At 71.2% G+C, this 20,031-nt stretch carries 19 protein-coding genes; 16 read left to right on the forward strand and 3 right to left on the reverse strand.

What is annotated here, in order from left to right; genetic code table 11:
* The first annotated feature begins 6 nt into the window (after nucleotides 1–6).
* Entirely contained in the window at nucleotides 7–1,101 is a 1,095-nt protein-coding gene (locus MHO01S_RS00690; RefSeq protein WP_061781708.1) for a UDP-N-acetylglucosamine--N-acetylmuramyl-(pentapeptide) pyrophosphoryl-undecaprenol N-acetylglucosamine transferase, read from the forward strand.
* A 72-nt stretch (nucleotides 1,102–1,173) separates the two neighbouring features.
* On the opposite strand, the gene MHO01S_RS00695 is transcribed toward MHO01S_RS00690, so the two are convergent.
* On the reverse strand, nucleotides 1,174–1,545 hold the full coding sequence (locus MHO01S_RS00695; protein ID WP_060958750.1) for a GntR family transcriptional regulator: 372 nt from the start codon (nucleotides 1,543–1,545) through the stop codon (nucleotides 1,174–1,176).
* A 104-nt stretch (nucleotides 1,546–1,649) separates the two neighbouring features.
* On the opposite strand from MHO01S_RS00695, the gene murC reads away from it, so the two are divergent.
* The 10 genes from murC to MHO01S_RS00745 all read left to right on the forward strand — a co-directional run bounded on the left by murC (nucleotide 1,650) and on the right by MHO01S_RS00745 (nucleotide 10,893).
* Nucleotides 1,650–3,056 carry a UDP-N-acetylmuramate--L-alanine ligase gene (gene murC, locus MHO01S_RS00700; RefSeq protein WP_060958749.1) on the forward strand — a complete coding sequence of 469 codons (1,407 nt, stop codon included), beginning with the start codon at nucleotides 1,650–1,652 and terminating at the stop codon, nucleotides 3,054–3,056.
* A 3-nt stretch (nucleotides 3,057–3,059) separates the two neighbouring features.
* Nucleotides 3,060–4,091: an FtsQ-type POTRA domain-containing protein gene (locus tag MHO01S_RS00705; RefSeq protein WP_061781709.1), complete on the forward strand. Its 1,032-nt coding sequence runs from the start codon at nucleotides 3,060–3,062 to the stop codon at nucleotides 4,089–4,091.
* 165 nt (nucleotides 4,092–4,256) lie between these two features.
* Entirely contained in the window at nucleotides 4,257–5,408 is a 1,152-nt protein-coding gene (gene ftsZ, locus MHO01S_RS00710; RefSeq protein ID WP_060958862.1) for a cell division protein FtsZ, read from the forward strand.
* Nucleotides 5,405–6,097, forward strand: coding sequence for a YggS family pyridoxal phosphate-dependent enzyme (locus MHO01S_RS00715; protein ID WP_061781710.1), 693 nt, complete (start codon nucleotides 5,405–5,407; stop codon nucleotides 6,095–6,097). Before ftsZ ends, MHO01S_RS00715 begins: the two co-directional genes overlap by 4 nt.
* Nucleotides 6,098–6,129: 32 nt before the next feature.
* Entirely contained in the window at nucleotides 6,130–6,597 is a 468-nt protein-coding gene (locus tag MHO01S_RS00720; protein ID WP_060958746.1) for a cell division protein SepF, read from the forward strand.
* Nucleotides 6,598–6,599: 2 nt separating this feature from the next.
* Nucleotides 6,600–6,902: a YggT family protein gene (locus tag MHO01S_RS00725; RefSeq protein ID WP_060958745.1), complete on the forward strand. Its 303-nt coding sequence runs from the start codon at nucleotides 6,600–6,602 to the stop codon at nucleotides 6,900–6,902.
* Between the two features lie 107 nt (nucleotides 6,903–7,009).
* On the forward strand, nucleotides 7,010–7,606 hold the full coding sequence (locus tag MHO01S_RS00730; protein ID WP_060958744.1) for a DivIVA domain-containing protein: 597 nt from the start codon (nucleotides 7,010–7,012) through the stop codon (nucleotides 7,604–7,606).
* Between the two features lie 5 nt (nucleotides 7,607–7,611).
* A complete protein-coding gene (locus MHO01S_RS00735) occupies nucleotides 7,612–8,217 on the forward strand; it encodes a signal peptidase II (protein ID WP_174524644.1) in 606 nt (201 codons plus the stop codon).
* Nucleotides 8,217–9,134 (forward strand): RluA family pseudouridine synthase, encoded by a 918-nt coding sequence (locus MHO01S_RS00740; RefSeq protein WP_061781712.1) that lies wholly within the window; start codon nucleotides 8,217–8,219, stop codon nucleotides 9,132–9,134. The genes MHO01S_RS00735 and MHO01S_RS00740 overlap by 1 nt, the downstream gene beginning before the upstream one ends.
* Before the next feature lie 61 nt (nucleotides 9,135–9,195).
* On the forward strand, nucleotides 9,196–10,893 hold the full coding sequence (locus tag MHO01S_RS00745) for a long-chain-fatty-acid--CoA ligase (RefSeq protein WP_061781713.1): 1,698 nt from the start codon (nucleotides 9,196–9,198) through the stop codon (nucleotides 10,891–10,893).
* 3 nt (nucleotides 10,894–10,896) lie between these two features.
* Here MHO01S_RS00745 and MHO01S_RS00750 read toward each other — a convergent pair whose 3' ends face one another.
* On the reverse strand, nucleotides 10,897–11,370 hold the full coding sequence (locus MHO01S_RS00750; RefSeq protein ID WP_060958740.1) for an NUDIX hydrolase: 474 nt from the start codon (nucleotides 11,368–11,370) through the stop codon (nucleotides 10,897–10,899).
* 152 nt (nucleotides 11,371–11,522) lie between these two features.
* On the opposite strand from MHO01S_RS00750, the gene dnaE reads away from it, so the two are divergent.
* The 5 genes from dnaE to MHO01S_RS00775 are packed head-to-tail and all read left to right on the forward strand — an operon-like array spanning nucleotide 11,523 to nucleotide 19,044.
* Nucleotides 11,523–14,993 (forward strand): DNA polymerase III subunit alpha, encoded by a 3,471-nt coding sequence (gene dnaE, locus MHO01S_RS00755; RefSeq protein ID WP_231734929.1) that lies wholly within the window; start codon nucleotides 11,523–11,525, stop codon nucleotides 14,991–14,993.
* Between the two features lie 57 nt (nucleotides 14,994–15,050).
* Entirely contained in the window at nucleotides 15,051–16,166 is a 1,116-nt protein-coding gene (locus MHO01S_RS00760) for a hypothetical protein (protein ID WP_061781714.1), read from the forward strand.
* Between the two features lie 9 nt (nucleotides 16,167–16,175).
* Nucleotides 16,176–17,492 (forward strand): histidinol dehydrogenase, encoded by a 1,317-nt coding sequence (gene hisD / locus MHO01S_RS00765; RefSeq protein WP_060958738.1) that lies wholly within the window; start codon nucleotides 16,176–16,178, stop codon nucleotides 17,490–17,492.
* A 3-nt stretch (nucleotides 17,493–17,495) separates the two neighbouring features.
* A complete protein-coding gene (gene nrdR, locus MHO01S_RS00770; RefSeq protein WP_060958737.1) occupies nucleotides 17,496–17,960 on the forward strand; it encodes a transcriptional regulator NrdR in 465 nt (154 codons plus the stop codon).
* A gap of 52 nt (nucleotides 17,961–18,012) precedes the next feature.
* The gene (locus MHO01S_RS00775) at nucleotides 18,013–19,044 is read left to right on the forward strand and encodes a quinone-dependent dihydroorotate dehydrogenase (RefSeq protein WP_060958736.1); all 1,032 of its coding nucleotides are present in this window, start codon (nucleotides 18,013–18,015) and stop codon (nucleotides 19,042–19,044) included.
* Here MHO01S_RS00775 and MHO01S_RS00780 read toward each other — a convergent pair.
* Nucleotides 19,010–20,029, reverse strand: a complete 1,020-nt coding sequence (locus MHO01S_RS00780; RefSeq protein WP_174524645.1) for a hypothetical protein — start codon at nucleotides 20,027–20,029, stop codon at nucleotides 19,010–19,012. The genes MHO01S_RS00775 and MHO01S_RS00780 overlap by 35 nt on opposite strands.
* Nucleotides 20,030–20,031 lie beyond the last annotated feature (2 nt).

Consider the following 20,031-nt stretch of genomic DNA (forward strand, 5'->3'; position numbering starts at 1 on the left):
GATCGGGTGACGACCGCCCCGGAATCGACGACGTACCTGCTCGCCGGCGGGGGCACCGCCGGCCACGTCAACCCGCTCCTGGCCGTCGCCGACGGCCTGCGCGAGCGCGACCCCGCGGCCCGTGTCCTCGTCCTCGGCACGAGGGAGGGGCTGGAGGCCCGCCTCGTGCCCCAGCGCGGCTACGAGCTGCTGTTCGTCGACAAGGTGCCCTTCCCGCGCCGTCCCGACCTCGCCGCCGTGCGCTTCCCCGCCGCGTGGACGCGCGCCGTCCGCCAGGTGCGCGCGCACCTGCGGACGCGACGGGTCGATGTCGTCGCGGGCTTCGGCGGGTACGCGTCGGCGCCGGCGTACGTGGCGGCGCAGCGGGAGGGCATCCCGTACGTGGTCCACGAGGCGAACGCCCGCCCCGGCCTCGCCAACATCCTCGGCGCCCGGCGCGCCGCCGCGGTGGGCGCCGTCTTCCCCGGGACGCCGCTGCGCGGCGCGCAGACGGTGGGGATGCCGTTGCGGCGCGAGATCGTCGAACTCGATCGCGCTGCCGCACGGGCGGAGGCCGCCGCGGCCTTCGGGCTCGACCCGGCGCGGCCCGTGCTCCTCGTCTTCGGCGGCTCGCTCGGCGCCCGCCGACTCAACCAGGCCTTCGCCCAGGCGTGGTCCTCGATCGTCGACGCGGGCTGGCAGCTGCTGCACGCGGCGGGGGAGCGCGACGAGATCGTCGACCCGCGGCATCCCGACTATCGCGTCGTCCCGTACCTGGACCGGATGGATCTGGCGCTCGCGCTGGCCGATCTCGTCGTGTCGCGCGCCGGTGCCGCGACGGTCAGCGAGCTGTCGGCGCTCGGTGTTCCGGCCGTGTACGTGCCCTACGCGGTCGGCAACGGCGAGCAGGCGCTCAACGCCGCCGACGCGGTGGCGGCGGGCGCCGCACGGATCATCCCGGATGCCGAGTTCACCGCCGACCGGGTGCGCACCGAGATCGTGCCCCTGTTGGGCGACGGGGCCGCGCTCGGCGCGATGCGCGCGGCGGCCGCCTCACGCTCCGCGGCGGCGCGGGCGGGCACGGCCAACGTCATGGCGATGCTCGACGGCGCGCTGCGCTGACCCCCGCTCATCCGTCCCCTCGTGCCGGTATCGCGTCGGCGATGCGGCAGGACGGGGACGGACGAACGCGTCTCAGGAGGTCGACGGCGCGTCGCGGAGGGCGGCGCGGGCGAGGGCGAGGGCCTGCTCGGGATCGAGGCGGAGCGCGCGGATCTGCGCGGCGAACGCGGATGCCGCGCGTTGCGCCTCCTTCAGCGCCGCATCGCCCTGCGGAGCGACGAACGTGCCGTTGCGCCCCCGGGTCTCGATCACATCGGCGGCCTCCAGCTCACGGTAGGCGCGTGCCACGGTGCCGGGCGCCAGGCCGAGGTCCTCCGCCAGCCGTCGCACCGTGGGCAGTCGGGCCCCGGGAGCGAGCTCGCCCGTGTCGATCGCGTCGATGAGCCGGCGGCGCAGCTGCTCGAAGGGCGGGACGGGGGATGCCGGGTCGATGACCATCTGCATCCCGCTTTTGTATCATGCAATGTATCAAGAAGTCAAGACCCCGGACCGCCGCGCAGCGCGCCGCAGCATCCCCCCAGGGAGAGCCGACCTAGACTTGTCGAGCCATGATTCGACCCGATCTCAGCCTGCCCATTCCCGAGGACATCTCCGCCGCGCACTTCATCGGCATCGGCGGATCGGGCATGTCCGGGCTCGCCGGCATGTTCCTCGACCGCGGCATCCGCGTGTCGGGCTCGGACCGCGCCGACGGCGCCGCCCTGCGCGCCCTCGCGGCGCGCGGTGCCGACGTGCACGTCGGCCACGACGCGGCGCACCTGCCCGACGACGCCGACACCGTCATCCACACCGGGGCGATCTGGCCCGAGAACCCGGAGTTCCTGCTCGCGAAGGAGCGCGGCCTCCACGTCATCCACCGCTCGCAGGCCCTGCACTGGCTCATCGGCGGCCGCCGCCTCGTGAGCGTCGCGGGCGCGCACGGGAAGACGACGTCCACGGGCATGATCGTCACCGCGCTGCGTGCGCTCGGCACGGCGCCGACGTTCGTCAACGGGGGAGTGATCGCCGACCTCGGCGTGTCCAGTGCGACGGGATCCGACGAGCTGTTCGTCATCGAGGCCGACGAGTCGGACGGCACGTTCCTCCTCTACGACACCTCCGTCGCCCTCATCACCAACGTCGACCCCGATCACCTCGACCACTGGGAGTCGCGCGACGCGTTCTACGACGGCTTCGTGCGCTTCGGCGACGCGGCCCGCGAGGCGGTCGTCATCTCCGCCGACGACGCCGGCGCCCGCCGCGTGGCGGCCGCGCTCGATCACCCCACGGTGGTGACGTTCGGCGAGGATGCCGCGGCCCACGTGCGCGTCAGCGACATCGTGACCGACGGCCCGGTCTCGTTCACCCTCACGCACGACGGCGTCAGCGTTCCGGGCCGGCTGGCGGTGCCGGGCGCCCACAACGCCATCAACGCGGCGGGCGCGGTCGCCGTGCTCCTCACGCTCGGATACGCCCTCGAGCCGGCGCTGCGCGCGGTGGAGGGATTCGGCGGCACCGTCCGGAGGTTCGAGCTGCACGGCGTGGAGCGCGGGGTGAGCGTCTACGACGACTACGCCCACCATCCGACCGAGGTCGCCGCGGCGCTCGCGGCCGCGCGCACCGTCGTCGGCGAGGGGCGCATCATCGCGATCCAGCAGCCGCACACGTATTCGCGCACGCAGGAGATGTATCGCGAGTTCGCCGAGGTCCTCGAGCAGTACGCCGATCACACGGTCATGCTCGATGTGTACGGTGCCCGTGAGGACCCCGTGCCCGGCGTGACCGGCGAGCTCGTCAGCGGCGCGTTCCGCGACCCCGCGAAGGTGCACTTCGTCCCCGACTGGCAGGCGGCGGCCGACTACACCGCGACGGTGGCGCGCGCCGGCGACTACGTCATCACCCTCGGCTGCGGCAACGTGTACCAGATCATCCCTCAGGTGCTCGGGGCGCTGTCCGCGACGAAGGCCGAGGCATAGCCGATGCGTCGGCCGACGCCGCTGCCGGCGCCGGAGCAGGACCCGGCCGCCGCGAAGGCGACCGCGGATGAGGTCGACGCGTCGACCGTGCGTCGTGTCGATCCGCCGCGTCGGGGCGAGGATGCCGGTGCCGCTGCCGACCTCGTGGAGGACGCCGATGCGACGGCCCCGCTGACCCCGCTGTGGGTGGGATCGTCCGAGCGTGCGCCGATGTCGACGGTGACCGAGGCGACGCCCGGGTCGACACCCGAGGCCGCCGAGGATGCCGATGCGATCGGCGTGCGCGACGTGTGGTCGGCGGCACGCGCCCGGCGGCGCGCCCTGCGCGCGGAGGTGCGGCGCTTCACGGCACGTCAGCGCCGCCGTCGGATGATCTGGCTCGGGGTCGGCGCCGCCGTCCTCCTGCTGGTGCTCGGCACGCTGGGCGCCGCGTACAGCCCGCTCTTCGCGGTCGAGAAGGTGAGCGTCGTGGGCGCCTCGACCCTCGACGCCGGAGCCGTCGAGCAGGCGCTGGCCGGCCAGATCGGCACGCCTCTTCCCCTCGTCGACTCCTCGGCCGTCAAAGCGGCGCTCGTGACCTTCCCCCTCGTCGAGTCCTACACTCTCGAGGCCCGGCCGCCGCACGAGCTCGTCGTCCGCATCGTCGAGCGCACGCCGATCGGCTCGATCCCGTCGTCGGCCGGCTACACCCTCGTCGACGCCGCCGGGGTGGCGCTCTCCACGACCCCGCAACCTGCCGCCGGTCATCCCGTGCTCTCGGTGGAGGGAGGGCTCTCCTCGCCCGCCTTCACCGCCGTGGGGACCGTCTTCCGTACGCTGCCCACCGACATCCGCGACCAGGTCACCGCGATGAGCGCGACCTCGGCGAACGACGTCACGCTCACCCTGGGCGGCACCGGCACGACCGTCGTCTGGGGCAACGCCGACGATTCCGTGCTGAAGGCCAAGAGCCTCGCGGCGATCATGGCCGCTCGGCCGCCGTCCGAGGTGTCGAGCTACGACGTCTCGTCGGCCACGGCCGTCGTCGTGCGCTGACACGCGGTCACGACGCGTTTCTGCGCGACACGCCCCGTGCCTGGCGGGCGCGGGCCTCGCTGCCGCATACCTTCAATCAAGGAATTGCATACTGAGCAATTCTTTAAACCTCAACTAGAGGTTCAAGGTTTAGCAGTCAGGGTTCGGGACACAATGGAGGCCGGCATGAGCCAGAACCAGAACTACCTCGCGGTGATCAAGGTCGTGGGTGTGGGCGGCGGCGGCGTGAACGCCGTCAATCGGATGATCGAGCTCGGGCTGCGGGGTGTCGAGTTCATCGCGGTGAACACCGACGCCCAGGCGCTGCTGATGAGTGACGCCGACGTCAAGCTCGACGTGGGCCGCGAGCTCACGCGCGGGCTCGGCGCCGGGGCCGACCCCGAGGTCGGCCGCCGCGCCGCCGAGGATCACGCCGAGGAGATCGAGGAGGCTCTCGCGGGAGCCGACATGGTCTTCGTGACGGCCGGCGAGGGCGGTGGGACGGGAACCGGCGGTGCCCCCGTGGTCGCCCGCATCGCCAAGTCGATCGGCGCGCTGACGATCGGTGTCGTCACCAAGCCGTTCAGCTTCGAGGGTCGGCGCCGCCAGAGCCAGGCCGAGGCCGGCGTCGCGAAGCTCAAGGAAGAGGTCGACACGCTCATCGTCGTGCCGAACGACCGTCTGCTGGAGATCAGCGACCGCGGCATCTCGATGATCGAGGCGTTCGCCACCGCCGACCAGGTGCTCCTCGCCGGTGTGCAGGGCATCACCGACCTCATCACCACGCCGGGTCTGATCAACCTCGACTTCGCCGACGTGAAGAGCGTCATGCAGGGCGCCGGCTCCGCTCTCATGGGCATCGGCTCCGCGCGCGGAGCCGACCGGGCGATCAAGGCCGCCGAGCTGGCCGTCGAATCGCCTCTGCTGGAGGCGTCGATCGAGGGTGCGCACGGTGTGCTGCTCTCGATCCAGGGTGGATCGAACCTCGGCATCTTCGAGATCAACGACGCGGCCCAGCTGGTCAAGGAAGCCGCCCACCCCGAGGCGAACATCATCTTCGGCACGGTCATCGACGACACGCTCGGCGACGAGGTCCGTGTCACGGTCATCGCCGCCGGTTTCGACGGGGGCGAACCGCAGACGCGCATCGAGCCGATCACGGCGGCGCGCCCGGCGGCCGCGGCGCCCGTGCTGCCGTCCGTGCCCGCGGAGGATGCCGCGCGCGAGATCGCCGCCGTCGAGGAGAAGCAGCCGGTCACGGTGTCGGCACCGGTCGCCGAGTCGTACGACTCGGTCTACGGCGACGACGACCTGGACATCCCCGACTTCCTGAAGTGACCTCTCTCGCCGAACGCCTGACCGCCCTGGACGCCCGCCTCGCGGACGCGGCCAGGGCGGTCGGGCGCGACCCCGGCGAGATCACGCGGATCGTCGTCACGAAGTTCCACCCGGCGCGCCTCGTGACCGATCTCGCCGCGCTCGGCGTGCGCGACGTGGGGGAGAACCGCCAGCAGGAGCTCACCGCGAAGCGCGCAGAGCTCGAGGGCTCCGCGCTGGACGGGCTGCGCTGGCATTTCATCGGGCAGCTGCAGACCAAGAAGGCCCGCGCGGTGCGCGTGGCCTCCGACTGCGTCCACTCCGTCGACCGCGACCGCGTCGCCGACGCGCTGCACGCCGCCGATCCCGAGGGGGCGCCGCTCGACGTGTTCCTCCAGGTCAACCTCACCGCCGACCCCGGCCGCGGAGGCGTGTCGCCGTCGGAGGTCGAGGCCCTCGCCGCACACACCGCCGATCGCTGTCCGTCGCTGCGCGTGCGCGGCGTCATGGGCGTCGCACCTCTCGACGAGGCGCCGGGCGCGGCGTTCGCGCGTCTCGCGGCGGCGGGCGAGACCGTACGACGCGTCGTCCCGGACGCGTCGTGGATGTCCGCCGGGATGTCGGGCGACTTCGCCGATGCGATCGCTGCCGGCGCGACACACCTGCGGATCGGCACGGCAATCACGGGACCGCGACCGGACCGCGGCTAGCCTCAGACCAGACGAGCAAACGGAGGAATGCGATGTCGAACCCGCTCAAGAAGACCATGGTGTACCTGGGCCTCGCCGACGAGGAAGAGGTCTACGAAGAGCCCGCCGCCGAGACGCCTGCGCGCCGTGAGCGCACGAGCGACCGCCCGATCGAGAAGGCGGCTCCCGTGACGCCCCTGCACCGTCCCGCCGTCGTCCGCCAGCCGACCGCCGGCACCGTCAGCGAGATCCTCACGGTGCACCCCAAGCAGTACCGCGACGCGCAGATCATCGCGGAGAACTTCCGCGACGGCATCCCGGTGATCATCAACCTGTCGCAGATGAGCGACGCCGACGCGCGTCGACTGATCGACTTCGCGAGCGGACTCTCCCTCGGCCTGTACGGGCGTATCGAGCGCGTGACCAGCAAGGTCTTCCTGCTGTCGCCCGAGAACGTCGCGATCTCCGGTGACGGGTCGGTGGCGAACGCCGACCCCGAGTCCGCACCCTTCTCGCAATAGTCGTGGAGATCGTGCGCCTGGCGGCCTTCGTCGTCGACGTCCTTCTCCTCATCTACATCCTCGTGCTGTTGGCGAGGCTGGTTCTCGAGTACATCCCGATGTTCAACCGTCAGTGGCGGCCGCGGGGCTTCGGGCTCGTTCTCGCCGAGGCTGTCTTCACGCTGACCGATCCGCCGCTGCGGTTCTTCCGTCGGCTGATCCCTCCGTTGCGGCTCGGACCCATCGCTCTCGACCTCGGATTCCCGGTGACGATGCTCAGCTGCTTCGTGCTGCTCACGATCGTCCGGGTGATCGAGCGCCTGTAGCCCCCGTCGCACGCCCCACGAGCGCCGACTATGCTTGATCAGTACGGTTCGCCGATGGCGGGCCGACCGAATCGGCCCGCGTCGTGAGCCCCGAAAGAGGAAACACCATGGCTTTGACCCCGGAAGACGTCGTCACCAAGCAGTTCCAGCACGTGCGGTTCAAGGAGGGCTTCGACCCCGACGAGGTGGATGACTTCCTCGACGAGATCGTCGTCGAGTGGCGCAAGACCATCGCCGAGAACGAAGAGCTGAAGACCAAGCTCGCCGCGTACGAGTCCGGTGAAGCCGCTCCCGCCGAGGTCGTCGAGGCTGCGGTCGTCGAGGAGCCGGCTCCCGCCGTCGTGGAGGCCGTGCCCGCTGCGGAGGCTCCCGCCGCCGGTGGCGTCGCGGCATCCGCCGGCATCATCGAGCTCGCTCAGCGCCTGCACGACGAGCACGTCGCCGAGGGCCAGGCCCAGCGCGACAAGCTCATCTCCGAGGCCCAGTCCAAGGCCGCGTCGATCCTGGCCGAGGCCGAGGCCAAGGGCCGCGACGAGATGGCTCGCCTCGAGGCGGAGCGCGTCACGCTGGAGAGCCGCATCAGCGAGCTGCGCCAGTTCGAGCGCGACTACCGCTCGCAGCTGCGCGGCTTCATCGAGGACAAGCTGCGCGACCTCGACGTCGCCGGCACCACCTCGGGCGCCTCGCCGGTCTCGGCTTCCTGAGCCCGGTGACGGACCCGTCCCCTCAGCACAAGACCCTGAACAGGGCGGCGGCCGGTGCCCTCGTCGCGATCCTCGCGGCGCTGGTGCTGGCCGCCGACCAGTTCACCAAGCATCTGGCTCTCACGTCGCTGCCGTATCAGGAACCGGTGGCGGTGTGGGGCGATGTCCTGCAGTTCTATCTGACGAGGAATCCGGGCGCGGCGTTCTCGCTCCTCGAGGGTCAGACGTGGATCTTCACCGTCGTGATGACCCTCGCCGCGCTGGTCATCGTCTCGCTCACGGTGATGCGCGTGCGCTCCCGTGTCTGGGCGATCGTCCTCGGCCTGCTGCTCGGCGGCATCCTGGGCAACCTCACCGATCGCGTGCTGCGCGACCCGGGGTTCCTGGTCGGTCACGTCGTCGACTTCATCAACACGCCCTGGATGTGGCTCGGCATGAACCCGGCCATCTACAACGTGGCCGACATGTTCATCGTGACGATGATGATCGGTGTCGCCCTGCTCGTGGTCGTCGGCGTGCGCCTCGACGGCACGCGTGAGCGCCGCGGCGACGCGACCGCGCCGGCGGCGTCCGACGCCGATGACGCGCCCACCGGGCTGCGCGAGGACTGATGCCGTCACGCACCCTTCCCATCCCCGACGGTCTCGACGGCGTCCGGGTGGATGCCGCCCTCGCCAAGATGCTGGGGTTCTCGCGCACCTTCGCGGCCGAGGTCGCCGAAGCCGGCGGCGTGCGGATGGACGGGCGCCCGCTCGGTAAATCGGATCGTCTGCGCGCCGGGGGATGGCTCGAGCTCGAGTGGGAAGACCGCCGCGAGCCGGAGATCGTCCCCCTCGCGGTGCCCGACCTCGGGATCGTCTACGACGACGACGAGATCGTGGTCGTCGACAAGCCCGCGGGCGTCGCGGCGCATCCGTCGCTCGGCTGGGAGGGACCCACGGTCCTGGGCGCGCTGGCCGCGGCGGGCTTCCGGGTCGCCACGACGGGCGCCGCCGAACGCCAGGGTGTGGTCCATCGCCTCGACGTCGGCACGAGCGGCCTCATGGTCGTCGCCAAGACGGAGCGCGCGTACACCGCGCTCAAGCGGGCCTTCAAGGAGCGCGAGGTCGACAAGATCTACCACGCCGTCGTCCAGGGCCACCCCGACCCCCTCGCGGGCACGATCGATGCGCCGATCGGCCGCCATCCCTCCCACTCGTGGAAGTTCGCCGTGACCCCCGACGGCAAGGACTCGATCACCCACTACGAGACGCTCGAGGCGTTCCCGTCGGCCGCGCTGCTGGAGATCCACCTCGAGACGGGACGCACCCACCAGATCCGCGTGCACATGGCGGCCCACCGGCATCCCTGCGTCGGCGATCCGCTGTACGGGGCCGACCCCACCCTCTCGGCGCGGCTCGGCTTGTCGCGGCAGTGGCTGCACGCGCACGAGCTGTCGTTCTCGCACCCCGCCACGACGGAGTGGGTCACGTTCTCGAGCGACTACCCGGCCGACCTGGCCCACGCGCTCGACGTGCTGCGCGGCTGACGCGGGGTCGGACGCCGGTCCCATGCCGACCGGCGTACATGCCGGTGCCTAGCCTGGGGGAGTGACTCTCTCCGAACGTCCCTGGTTGTCCTCCTATGCGCCGGGGGTGCCGTCGGAGATCGAGCCCGTCACGCAGACCCTTCCGGACATGCTCGACGAGGCGGTCCGCACGCATCCGAGCCGGCCCGCGCTCGAGTTCTTCGGGGCCGTGACGACGTACCGCGACCTGGGGCGTGAGGTCGCGCGTGCGGCGGAGGGCCTGCGCAGACTCGGCGTGGTCGCCGGCGACCGCGTGGCGCTGATCCTGCCCAACTGCCCTCAGCACATCGTCGCGTTCTACGCGGTGCAGCGCCTCGGGGCGATCGTCGTCGAGCACAATCCGCGCTACACGGCACCGGAGCTGCGGCACCAGTTCGAGGTGCACCACGCACGCGTGGCGGTCGTGTGGGATGCCGTGGCGGACACCGTCGCCGACTTCCCCGCGGACATCCGTCCGAACCACATCGTCGCCGTGCGCATGATCGACGCGATGCCGCGCCGCACCCGCCTGGCGCTGCGGCTGCCGGTGAAGAAGGCGCGCGACGCGCGGAACGCACTCTCGGCGCGTCCCCGGGCGAAGGGGGTGCGCACGTGGGCGGAGCTCGCCTCGTCGCGTCCGCTCGCGCGGCGACACCCCCGTCCCGCCGTGGACGACGTCGCCGCACTCCAGTTCACCAGCGGCACCACGGGGACTCCGAAGGCCGCGATCCTCACCCACCGCAATCTGCGCTCGAACGCGGCGCAGTCCGCCGCGTGGGTGCCCGACCTCGTGCCGGGGCGCGAGGTGTTCTACGCGGTCCTCCCGCTCTTCCACGCCTACGGGCTCACGCTGTGCCTCACGACGGCGCTGTCGGTCGGCGCCCGCATCGTGCTGTTCCCGACCTTCGATGTGGGGATGACGCTGGACGCGATCCGGCGGACGCCGCCGACCTTCCTCGCCGCCGTCCCGCCGATCTACGACGCTCTCGCCCGGGCGACGGCGCGCGAGGGCGTCGACCTCTCGAGCCTGCGCAACGCGATCTCGGGGGCGATGTCGCTGCCGCCGTCCACGGTGCTGCGGTGGGAGGAGGCCACGGGCGGTCTCATCGTCGAGGGCTACGGGATGACGGAGTCGTCGCCGATCAGTCTCGGCAACCCGATGGGGCCGCGGCGTCGGCCCGGAACGGTCGGCGTCCCGTTCCCGAGCACCGAGATCCGCGTGGTCGACCCCGCCGATCCGGCACGCGACCTCCAGGTCGGTGAGGAGGGGGAGCTGCTCGTGCGCGGTCCGCAGGTGTTCCAGGGGTACTGGAACCAGCCCGGCGAGACGGCGACCGCGCTCCTGGCGGGCGGATGGCTGCGCACCGGTGACATCGTGGCCGTGGATGCCGACGGATTCGTGACCGTCGTCGACCGGCTCAAGGAGCTGATCATCAGCGGTGGCTTCAACATCAGCCCGAGCGAGGTGGAGAACGCGCTGCTGCTGCATCCGGATGTGGCGGACGCGGCCGCCGTGGGGATCCCCCGTTCGGACGGCTCGGAGACGGTCACGGCGGCCGTCGTGATGCGGGAGGGGTCGGTGTTCGACGCCGACGAGATCCGCGCGTTCACGCGGGCGCATCTGGCGGCGTACAAGGTGCCGCGGGCGGTCGTGGAGTTCGACGCACTGCCGCGCTCGCTCGTCGGCAAGGTGATCCGCCGCGAGGTGCGCGAGGAGGTCCTCCGGCGCCGGCGGCCGTGACGGTCAGCGGCCGCCCGCGAAGGCGGCCGGATCGTCCTCGGCCAGGGCGAGGGCGATCTTGCGGACGTGGGCCTGCTCCACGTCGGTGAGCTCGCCCAGCCCGTACCATCCGACCTCGGTGAGCTCCCCGTCGGCGGGATGAGGCTCGCCCGAGACCCAGTCGCAGCGGAACACGAGGTCGAGGTAGTCGACCTGGTCGCCGTTGGCGTACGTGATGCGGGGCAGCTGCTGCACGAGCGCGAGCCGCGTCGCGCGCACCGTGACACCGGCCTCTTCGCGGCACTCCCGGACGGCGGCGTCCGCGGGCTCCTCACCGGGGTCGACGATGCCCGAGACGCTCTGCCAGGCGCCGTTGTCGGCGCGTCTTCCGAGCAGCACCTTCTCGTCCTTGAAGACGACGGCCGTCACTCCCACCAGCGGCAGCGGGGCGCCGCCGATCTTCTCGCGGAGGGACAGGACGAACTCGGGGGTGGCCATACGCTCAGCCTAGGTCTCTCACCCTCAGGTTGAGGGTGAGGTGAGCTGACGCGCAGCCCCGAGCGTCCCGCCGGCGATGTCGGCGGTGTTCGTAGACTCGATGGGTGGCCACCGACTCCTTCGTTCATCTGCACGTGCACAGCGAATACTCGATGCTCGACGGGGCGGCGAAGATCGGCGCCATGACCCAGGCGGCGGCCGAGTACGGGATGCCGGCGATCGCGGTGACCGACCACGGCAACACCTTCGCCGCGTTCGAGTTCTACAACGCCGCCAAGGCGGCGGGGGTCAAGCCCATCATCGGCCTGGAGGCCTACGTCACTCCCGGCACGCACCGCAGCGACAAGTCGCGCGTCGCGTGGGGCTCGCCCGACCAGAAGAGCGATGACGTGTCGGGCTCGGGCGCCTACACGCACATGACGATGTGGAGCCAGAGCACGGAGGGCATGCACAACCTCTTCCGGCTCAGCTCGCTCTCGAGCATGGAGGGCTACTACTTCAAGCCGCGGATGGACCGCGAGCTGCTCCAGACCTACGGCAAGGGGCTCATCGCCACGACGGGGTGCCCCTCCGGCGAGGTGCAGACCCGGCTGCGACTCGGGCAGTACGACGCCGCGCGCGCGGCGGCGGCGGAGTTCCAGGACATCTTCGGCAAGGAGAACTACTTCGCCGAGATCATGGACCACGGCCTCTCGATCGAGCGCCGCGTGATGACCGACCTCATCCGGCTGGCGAAGGACCTCGACATCCCGCTCGTCGCGACGAACGACTCGCACTACACGCACCAGCACGAGGCCGACGCGCACGAGGCCCTGCTCTGCGTCCAGTCCGGCTCGACGCTCGACGACCCGAACCGGTTCAAGTTCGACGGCGACGGCTACTACATCAAGACCGCCGCCGAGATGCGACAGCTGTTCCGCGATCACCCCGAGGCGTGCGACAACACGCTCCTGATCGCCGAGCGCTGCGAGGTCGAGTTCAACACCTCTGCCAACTACATGCCGCGCTTCCCGGTCCCCGCCGGCGAGACCGAGGACAGCTGGCTCATCAAGGAGGTCGAGGCGGGGCTGCACTACCGCTATCCCGGCGGCATCCCCGACAAGGTCCGCAAACAGGCCGAGTACGAGACCGGCATCATCCTGCAGATGGGCTTCCCGGGCTACTTCCTCGTCGTCGCCGACTTCATCAACTGGGCCAAGGACAACGGCATCCGCGTGGGTCCGGGGCGCGGCTCGGGCGCCGGGTCGATGGTCGCGTACGCCATGCGCATCACCGATCTCGACCCGCTCGAGCACGGCCTCATCTTCGAGCGCTTCCTCAACCCCGACCGCGTCTCCATGCCCGACTTCGACGTCGACTTCGATGACCGTCGCCGCGGCGAGGTGATCGACTACGTGACCGCGAAGTACGGCTCCGAACGCGTCGCCCAGATCGTCACCTACGGCACCATCAAGTCGAAGCAGGCCCTCAAGGATGCCGGCCGCGTGCTCGGCTTCCCGTTCAGCATGGGGGAGCGGCTGACCAAGGCCATGCCTCCGGCGGTGATGGGCAAGGACATGCCGCTGTCGGGCATGTACGACAGCGCCCACCCGCGTTTCAAGGAGGCGAGCGAGTTCCGCTCGCTCATCGACACCGACCCCGAGGCCAAGACGGTGTTCGATCGCGCGCTGGGTCTGGAGGGTCTGAAACGTCAGTGGGGCGTGCACGCGGCGGGCGTCATCATGTCCAGCGAGCCGCTGCTGGACATCATCCCGATCATGCGCCGCGAGCAGGACGGCCAGATCGTCACCCAGTTCGACTATCCGTCGTGCGAGGCCCTCGGGCTGATCAAGATGGACTTCCTGGGCCTTCGCAACCTGACGATCATCTCCGACGCGCTCGACAACATCCGCCTGAACCGCGGGGAGGAGCTCGACCTCGAGCACCTGACTCTGGACGACCGCGACGCCTACGATCTGCTCACCCGCGGTGACACGCTCGGCGTCTTCCAGCTCGACGGCGGACCGATGCGGGCGCTGCTGCGGCTGATGAAGCCCGACAACTTCGAGGACATCTCGGCCGTCATCGCGCTGTACCGCCCCGGTCCCATGGGCGCGAACTCGCACACCAACTACGCGCTGCGCAAGAACGGCCAGCAGCCCATCACCCCGATCCACCCGGAGCTCGAGGAGCCGCTGCGCGACATCCTCGACACCACCTACGGCCTGATCATCTATCAGGAGCAGGTCATGGCGATCGCGCAGAAGGTGGCGGGTTTCTCGCTCGGACAGGCCGACATCCTGCGTCGCGCCATGGGCAAGAAGAAGAAGTCCGAGCTCGACAAGCAGTATGAGGGCTTCTCCGGAGGCATGAAGGAGCGCGGGTACGGCGAGGCGGCCGTCCAGGCGCTGTGGGACATCCTCCTGCCCTTCTCCGACTACGCGTTCAACAAGGCGCACTCCGCGGCCTACGGACTCGTCTCGTACTGGACGGCGTATCTCAAGGCCCACTACCCGGCCGAGTACATGGCCGCCCTGCTGACCAGCGTCGGCGACTCCAAGGACAAGATGGCGGTGTACCTCAACGAGTGCCGCCGCATGGGCATCCGGGTGCTCCCGCCCGACGTCAGCGAGTCGATCCGCTACTTCGCGGCCGTCGGCGAGGACATCCGCTTCGGCCTCGGTGCCGTCCGCAACGTCGGCGCCAACGTCGTCGACGGCATCGTCGAGGCGCGCGGTGAGGAGGGCTTCTCGAGCTTCCACCACTTCCTCGACACGGTGCCGATGCACGTCGCCAACAAGCGCACCGTCGAGTCGCTCATCAAGGCGGGCGCCTTCGACTCGATGGGCGACACGCGTCGCGCGCTGCTCGAGGTGCACGAGGATGCCGTCGAGGCCGCCGTCGACCGCAAACGCAACGAGGCCCAGGGCGCCATCGGGTTCGACTTCGACAGTCTCTACGACGCCGCCGAGGAAGTCGTCCCGCCGAAGGTGCCGCCGCGGCCCGAGTGGACGAAGAAGGACAAGCTGGCCTTCGAGCGCGAGATGCTCGGCCTGTACGTCTCCGATCACCCGCTGGCCGGCCTGGAGATCCCGCTCGCGAAGCACGCGTCGCTCTCGATCCACGATCTGCTCTCCTCCGACGACATCAACGACGGCGACATCGTGACGGTGGCCGGGCTCGTGACGAGCGTGCAGCACCGCGTCGCGAAGCAGAGCGGCAACCCGTACGGCATGATCACCGTCGAGGACTTCGACGGTGAGGTCACCGTGATGTTCATGGGGAAGACCTACACGGAGTTCCAGTCGATGCTCGTGGCGGACAGCATCCTCGTCGTGCGGGGGCGCGTGTCGCGGCGCGACGACGGCCTCAACCTGCACGGTCAGTCCGCGTTCTCGCCCGATCTCGGCTCCGTGGACGCCACCGGCTCGCTCGTGCTCCTCATGCCGGAACATCGCGCCACCGAGCGGATCGTCACCGAACTGGCCCAGGTGTTCTCGCGGCATCCGGGCGACACCGAGGTGACGCTCAAGCTCCACAAGAGCGGCGTGGCGAAGGTGTTCGAGGTGCCCGCCCAGGTGCGCGTGACCGTCGATCTCTACGGTGAGCTGAAGGGCCTTCTCGGACCGCAATGTCTCGGCTGACGCCGCGACGGTCCGAGTAGGATCGCAGTCGAGTTCTGATCCGGAAGGATGCGTCACGTGACCGACGAGAAGCCCACCCCCGACCCCGCCGACGACAGCGCGACGGAGGACGCCACCGTCTCCGTCCCTGCGGCGGCCGGCCCGGACGACGAGCCGACGGCCGCGCACGCGGAGCAGCCGGCCACGGAGCCCGCAGAGCAGCCCGCCGCGCAGTCCGACGAGCAGCCCGCTGCCCGGCCCGCGGCGTCGGACGACGACCCCGACGTGTCTTACGCGACCTTCTCCGAGGCGTTCCAGGCGATCACCGACGGGCCCGACGGCGTCGACGAGGCCGCGTCGCCGCAGTACGGCGTCGGTCCCTTCTCGGTGCGGGAGGTCTCGCTGGGCGCGATCTGGCTGGTGGCGTTCGTCGTCTCGTTCTTCCCGATCTACAGCTACGGCAACCGCGGCTGGGGCCCCTCGGTCTGGACGGGCATCGACTGGGTGCTGACGATCGGCGTGCCCACCGTGGCCGTCTTCCTGATCGGTCTGCGCCGGCTCTCGCCGCAGGGCATCCGTCGCGTCGGCTCGCTCGGCATCGACCAGTTCGCCTCCGTGGCCTTCACCGTCTCGTCCGTCGTCTGGCTCGGCATCCTGTGGAGCTCGTTCGTCTCGCTCGGCGGCGGAAGCGTCTTCCTGGCCACCTGGGTCGTCTGGGTGGAGTTCATCCTCATGCTCGCCGGGGTCGTACTCACCGTGTTCGCGCCGTTGCTGCCCACGGTCGGGGAGGACTTCCGTTACCGGACCGAGGTTCCGGCCCACCGCTACGCGCGCCCGGCGCGTCCCGTCGTCGCGCGGCCCGCGGCCGCCCGTCCCGCCGTCGCCGCCGCACCGACCGCCGCCGCGGCGACCGGCGCCGACGCGGCGGCGGGCACCGCCACCGGTGTCGTCGAGCCCGTCACCGAGACGACCGTCCTCGACGAGACCGTCGTCGCCCCCGCTGCGTCGCAGGCGTTCTGGGCTCTCGCCCCCGTCGAGCGCGACGTCGTCGATGAGAACGGCGCCCCGCTGTTCCGCATCGGACCGACGGCGTGGGCGCTCGTCATCGAGGATCGCGGTGACACGTACGTCGTGCGCCACGAAGACGGACGCATCGGCTACCTCACCGACGTCTCCGGCGTCACACGCGGGTAGCCTGGACGGATGCTCCGCACCATCGATCTGCGCGGTCGCGACCTGACCACCGCGCAGCTGCTCTCGGCCGTGCCGCGTGCACAGGCCGCCCGCGCCGAGGCGCTGCAGGCCGCCTCCGACATCGTCGCGGACGTGCGCGAGCGCGGGGAGGCGTCGCTGCGCGACCAGGCTGCCCGCTTCGACCGCGTCACCGACCACGACATCCGGGTGCCCGCCGCGCACCTCGACGAGGCGCTCGAGCACCTCGACCCGACCGTCCGGCGTGCGCTCGAGGAGGCGATCCGCCGCGTGCGCATCGCCTCCGCCGCGCAGGTGCCGCCCCCCACGACGACGGATCTGGGGCCGGGAGCACGCGTCGAGCAGCGCTGGCAACCGGTGCGGCGCGCCGGCGTGTACGTGCCCGGCGGGAAGGCGGTCTACCCGTCGAGCGTCGTGATGAACGTCGTCCCGGCGCAGGTGGCCGGCGTTGGCGAGGTGGCGCTGGCGTCGCCGCCGCAGGCCGAGTTCGGCGGGCGGGTGCACCCCGACATCCTGGCGGCGGCACGGCTGCTGGGCGTCACGGAGGTGTACGCGATCGGCGGTGCCGGGGCCGTCGGGGCCTACGCGTACGGCGTGGAGAGCATCGGACTCGATCCCGTGGATGTCGTGACGGGCCCGGGCAACAATTTCGTCGCTGCCGCGAAGCGCGCCGTCGGCGGCCTGGTCGGCACCGACTCCGAGGCCGGCGCGACGGAGATCCTCATCGTCGCGGACGAGTCGGCGGATGCCGCGCTCGTCGCCGTCGACCTGATCAGCCAGGCCGAGCACGACGAGCAGGCGTCCGCGGTGCTCGTGACCTGGTCGCCCGAGCTCGCCGAGAGCGTGCGGGCGCAGGTCGCCGAGCGCGTCGAGCGCACGCGCAACGGAGCCCGCGCGCGCGTGGCGCTGAACGGCCCCCAGTCCGCCGTCGTCCTCGTCGACGACCTCGCGGTGGCGACCGCGTTCAGCAACGCCTACGCCCCCGAGCACCTCGAGCTGCACCTGCGCGCCCCGCGGCCCGAGGACTTCGTCAACGCGGGAGCGGTCTTCGTCGGCGAGAACTCGCCGGTGAGCCTCGGCGACTATCTCGCGGGCAGTAACCACGTCCTTCCCACCGGTGGTCAGGCGCGGTACGCCGCCGGGCTGTCGGCATCCACGTTCCTGCGACCGCAGCAGGTGATCGCGTACGACCGTGAGGCCCTGCGCGCCGTGCACGACGGGATCGTGGCCCTCGCGGTCGCCGAGGAGCTGCCGGCGCACGGCGAAGCCGTGACGGCCCGATTCGCCGACGTGCGGGCGGGGGAGTAGCTCGTGCACTGTCCCTTCTGCCGACACGCCGACTCGCGCGTCATCGACTCCCGCACGAGCGACGACGGACTCAGCATCCGCCGCCGCCGGCAGTGCCCGCAATGCGGCGGCCGGTTCACGACCATCGAGACCGCGAGCCTCAACGTCATCAAGCGCTCCGGGGTCATCGAGCCGTTCAGTCGCGAGAAGGTCATGTCAGGCGTGCGCAAGGCCTGCCAGGGTCGCCCCGTGACCGAGGCCGACCTCGCGGTGCTCGCTCAGGCGGTCGAGGAGTCGGTTCGCCAGACCGGCGCGTCGCAGATCGACACGAACGAGATCGGGCTGACCATCCTCGGTCCCCTCCGCGATCTCGACGAGGTCGCCTACCTGCGATTCGCCAGCGTCTACCAGGCGTTCGACTCGCTGGAGGACTTCGAAGCCTCGATCGCCCAGCTGCGCGCCGACCACGCGCGCGACGCCGCCGACTAGACACGGCGCCCGCGCGCGGCACGTCGGGACGCGAGCCCTAGGCTGGGAGCCGATGTACCCCTTCATCTTCCGCACCGTGTTCGCCCACATAGATCCCGAGCGTGCCCACCACCTCGTGATCCCCGTCATCCGCGCGTTCGGCGTGTGGCCGCTGCGGCCGATCGTCCGGGCGCTGACGGCGCCCGACCCCGTGCTGCGGACGCCCGCGCTGGGGCGCGTCTTCGATTCGCCGTTCGGTGTCGCGGCCGGCTTCGACAAGAACGCCGTCATGAGCGAGGGGCTCTACGCGCTCGGCTTCGGGCACGTCGAGGTGGGCACCGTCACGACGGTCCCGCAGTCCGGCAACCCGCGCCCGCGACTGTTCCGCCTCATCCCCGACCGCGCGCTGATCAACCGCATGGGCTTCAACAACGCCGGGGCCGCGGCGGCCGCCGCGCGTCTGGAGCGTTCGCGGCGCCGGGCTCGGCGCACCGTCCTCGGCGCCAACATCGGCAAGAGCCGCATCGTCGACGTCGAGCACGCCACCGCCGACTACGTCACCAGCACGAAGCTCGTCGCGGGGGAGGCGGACTACCTCGTGGTCAACGTGTCGTCGCCGAACACGCCGGGTCTGCGCGGCCTGCAGGCCGTCGAGACGCTCCGCCCGCTGCTCGAGGCGGTGCGGGATGCCGCGGGCTCCACGCCGCTGCTGGTGAAGATCGCGCCCGACCTCGAGGACGACGAGGTCGCCGCCGTGGCCCGTCTCGCGGTCGATCTCGGCCTGGCGGGACTGGTCGCCACGAACACGACCATCGCGCGGGACGGACTGACCGTGGATGCCCGCACCGTCGCGGCGATGGGCGCCGGAGGACTGTCCGGGGCCCCGCTGCGCCGCCGATCCCTCGAGGTGCTGCGGATCGTCCGTGCCGCGGTTCCTGACGATTTCTGCATCATCGCGGCGGGCGGCGTCGAGACCGCGGACGACGTGCAGGAGCGACTGGATGCCGGTGCGAACCTCGTGCAGGGCTACACGGGCTTCATCTATCGCGGGCCGCTCTGGGCGCGTCAGATCAACCGGGGGTTGGCTGCGCGTCGGCGACGCTGACGCTCGGCCGGCCTTCGGGCGCCCGATCGAAGCGCACCGTCTCCCGCCGGGTACGCGGGCGCAGTCCCGCCTGCTCGAGCGCACGGGTCATGCGGTGCTGCAACGGCGGCAGCTCGGACGCCGCACCGGCATCCTGGCGCACCATCCCGACGAGGAAGGTCTCGCTCCGGCTCGCCGTGTGGATCTCGAGCCGCGCCATGTCGCCGCGTGCGCACCATACGAGCCGTCGGATCATCGCGAACGGGACCACCCAGGGCGATCCGGCGGCCGTGTGCACCTCGATCGCGCCCGTGCTCCAGCGGACGGTCAGGCGTGAGCGGCGGCGGTTGACGAGGGCGCGCACCGCGGCGTAGAGGGGGAGGGCGATGAGCCCGCCGAACAGGACGACCAGCATCAGCGGCGGCAGGCGCAGCACCCACCGCTCGGCGAGGATCACGATCGTCAGCGTGAGTGCGCCGCCCAGCGCGACAGCCCCCACGATGAGGGCGGTCAGTCGCCGCGGGGAGAGGCGGGATGCCGTGACCGTGAGCTCCGGACGGCTGTCGGCTCCGCCCCAGGCGGGCGTCGCCATCGCCCGCGCCCGACGGGATGCGCTGCGGTCGATCTGACTCGACACCCGTCCCAGCAGCGTCACGAGCACCCAGCCGGCGGCCGGGGGGACGCCGAGCGCCGCCTGGAAGATTGGACGACGCCACGGCTCGGGAAGGCCTCGGATCGCGTCGAGCACGGCCATGCTCGTGGGCAGCAGCGCGATCGCGCACACGGCCAGGATCACGTGCAGCGTCCACTGCCGGCGAGGGGGGAGTGCGCTCAGGGAGTTGACGGCGGCGAAGGCGAGCGCCCATCCGCCGACGATGACGCTGAGGTAGGCCGGGAAGCCGTCGGCATCCCGCGCGGCCAGCGTCATGCCGACGATGACGAGCGCGAGCCCGGCCAGCGCCGGAGCGACGACGAACCAGCGACGCCAGCTGCGGTCCGGGCGCACCG

Source organism: Microbacterium hominis NBRC 15708 (genome assembly GCF_001592125.1).
Lineage (GTDB): Bacteria > Actinomycetota > Actinomycetes > Actinomycetales > Microbacteriaceae > Microbacterium > Microbacterium hominis.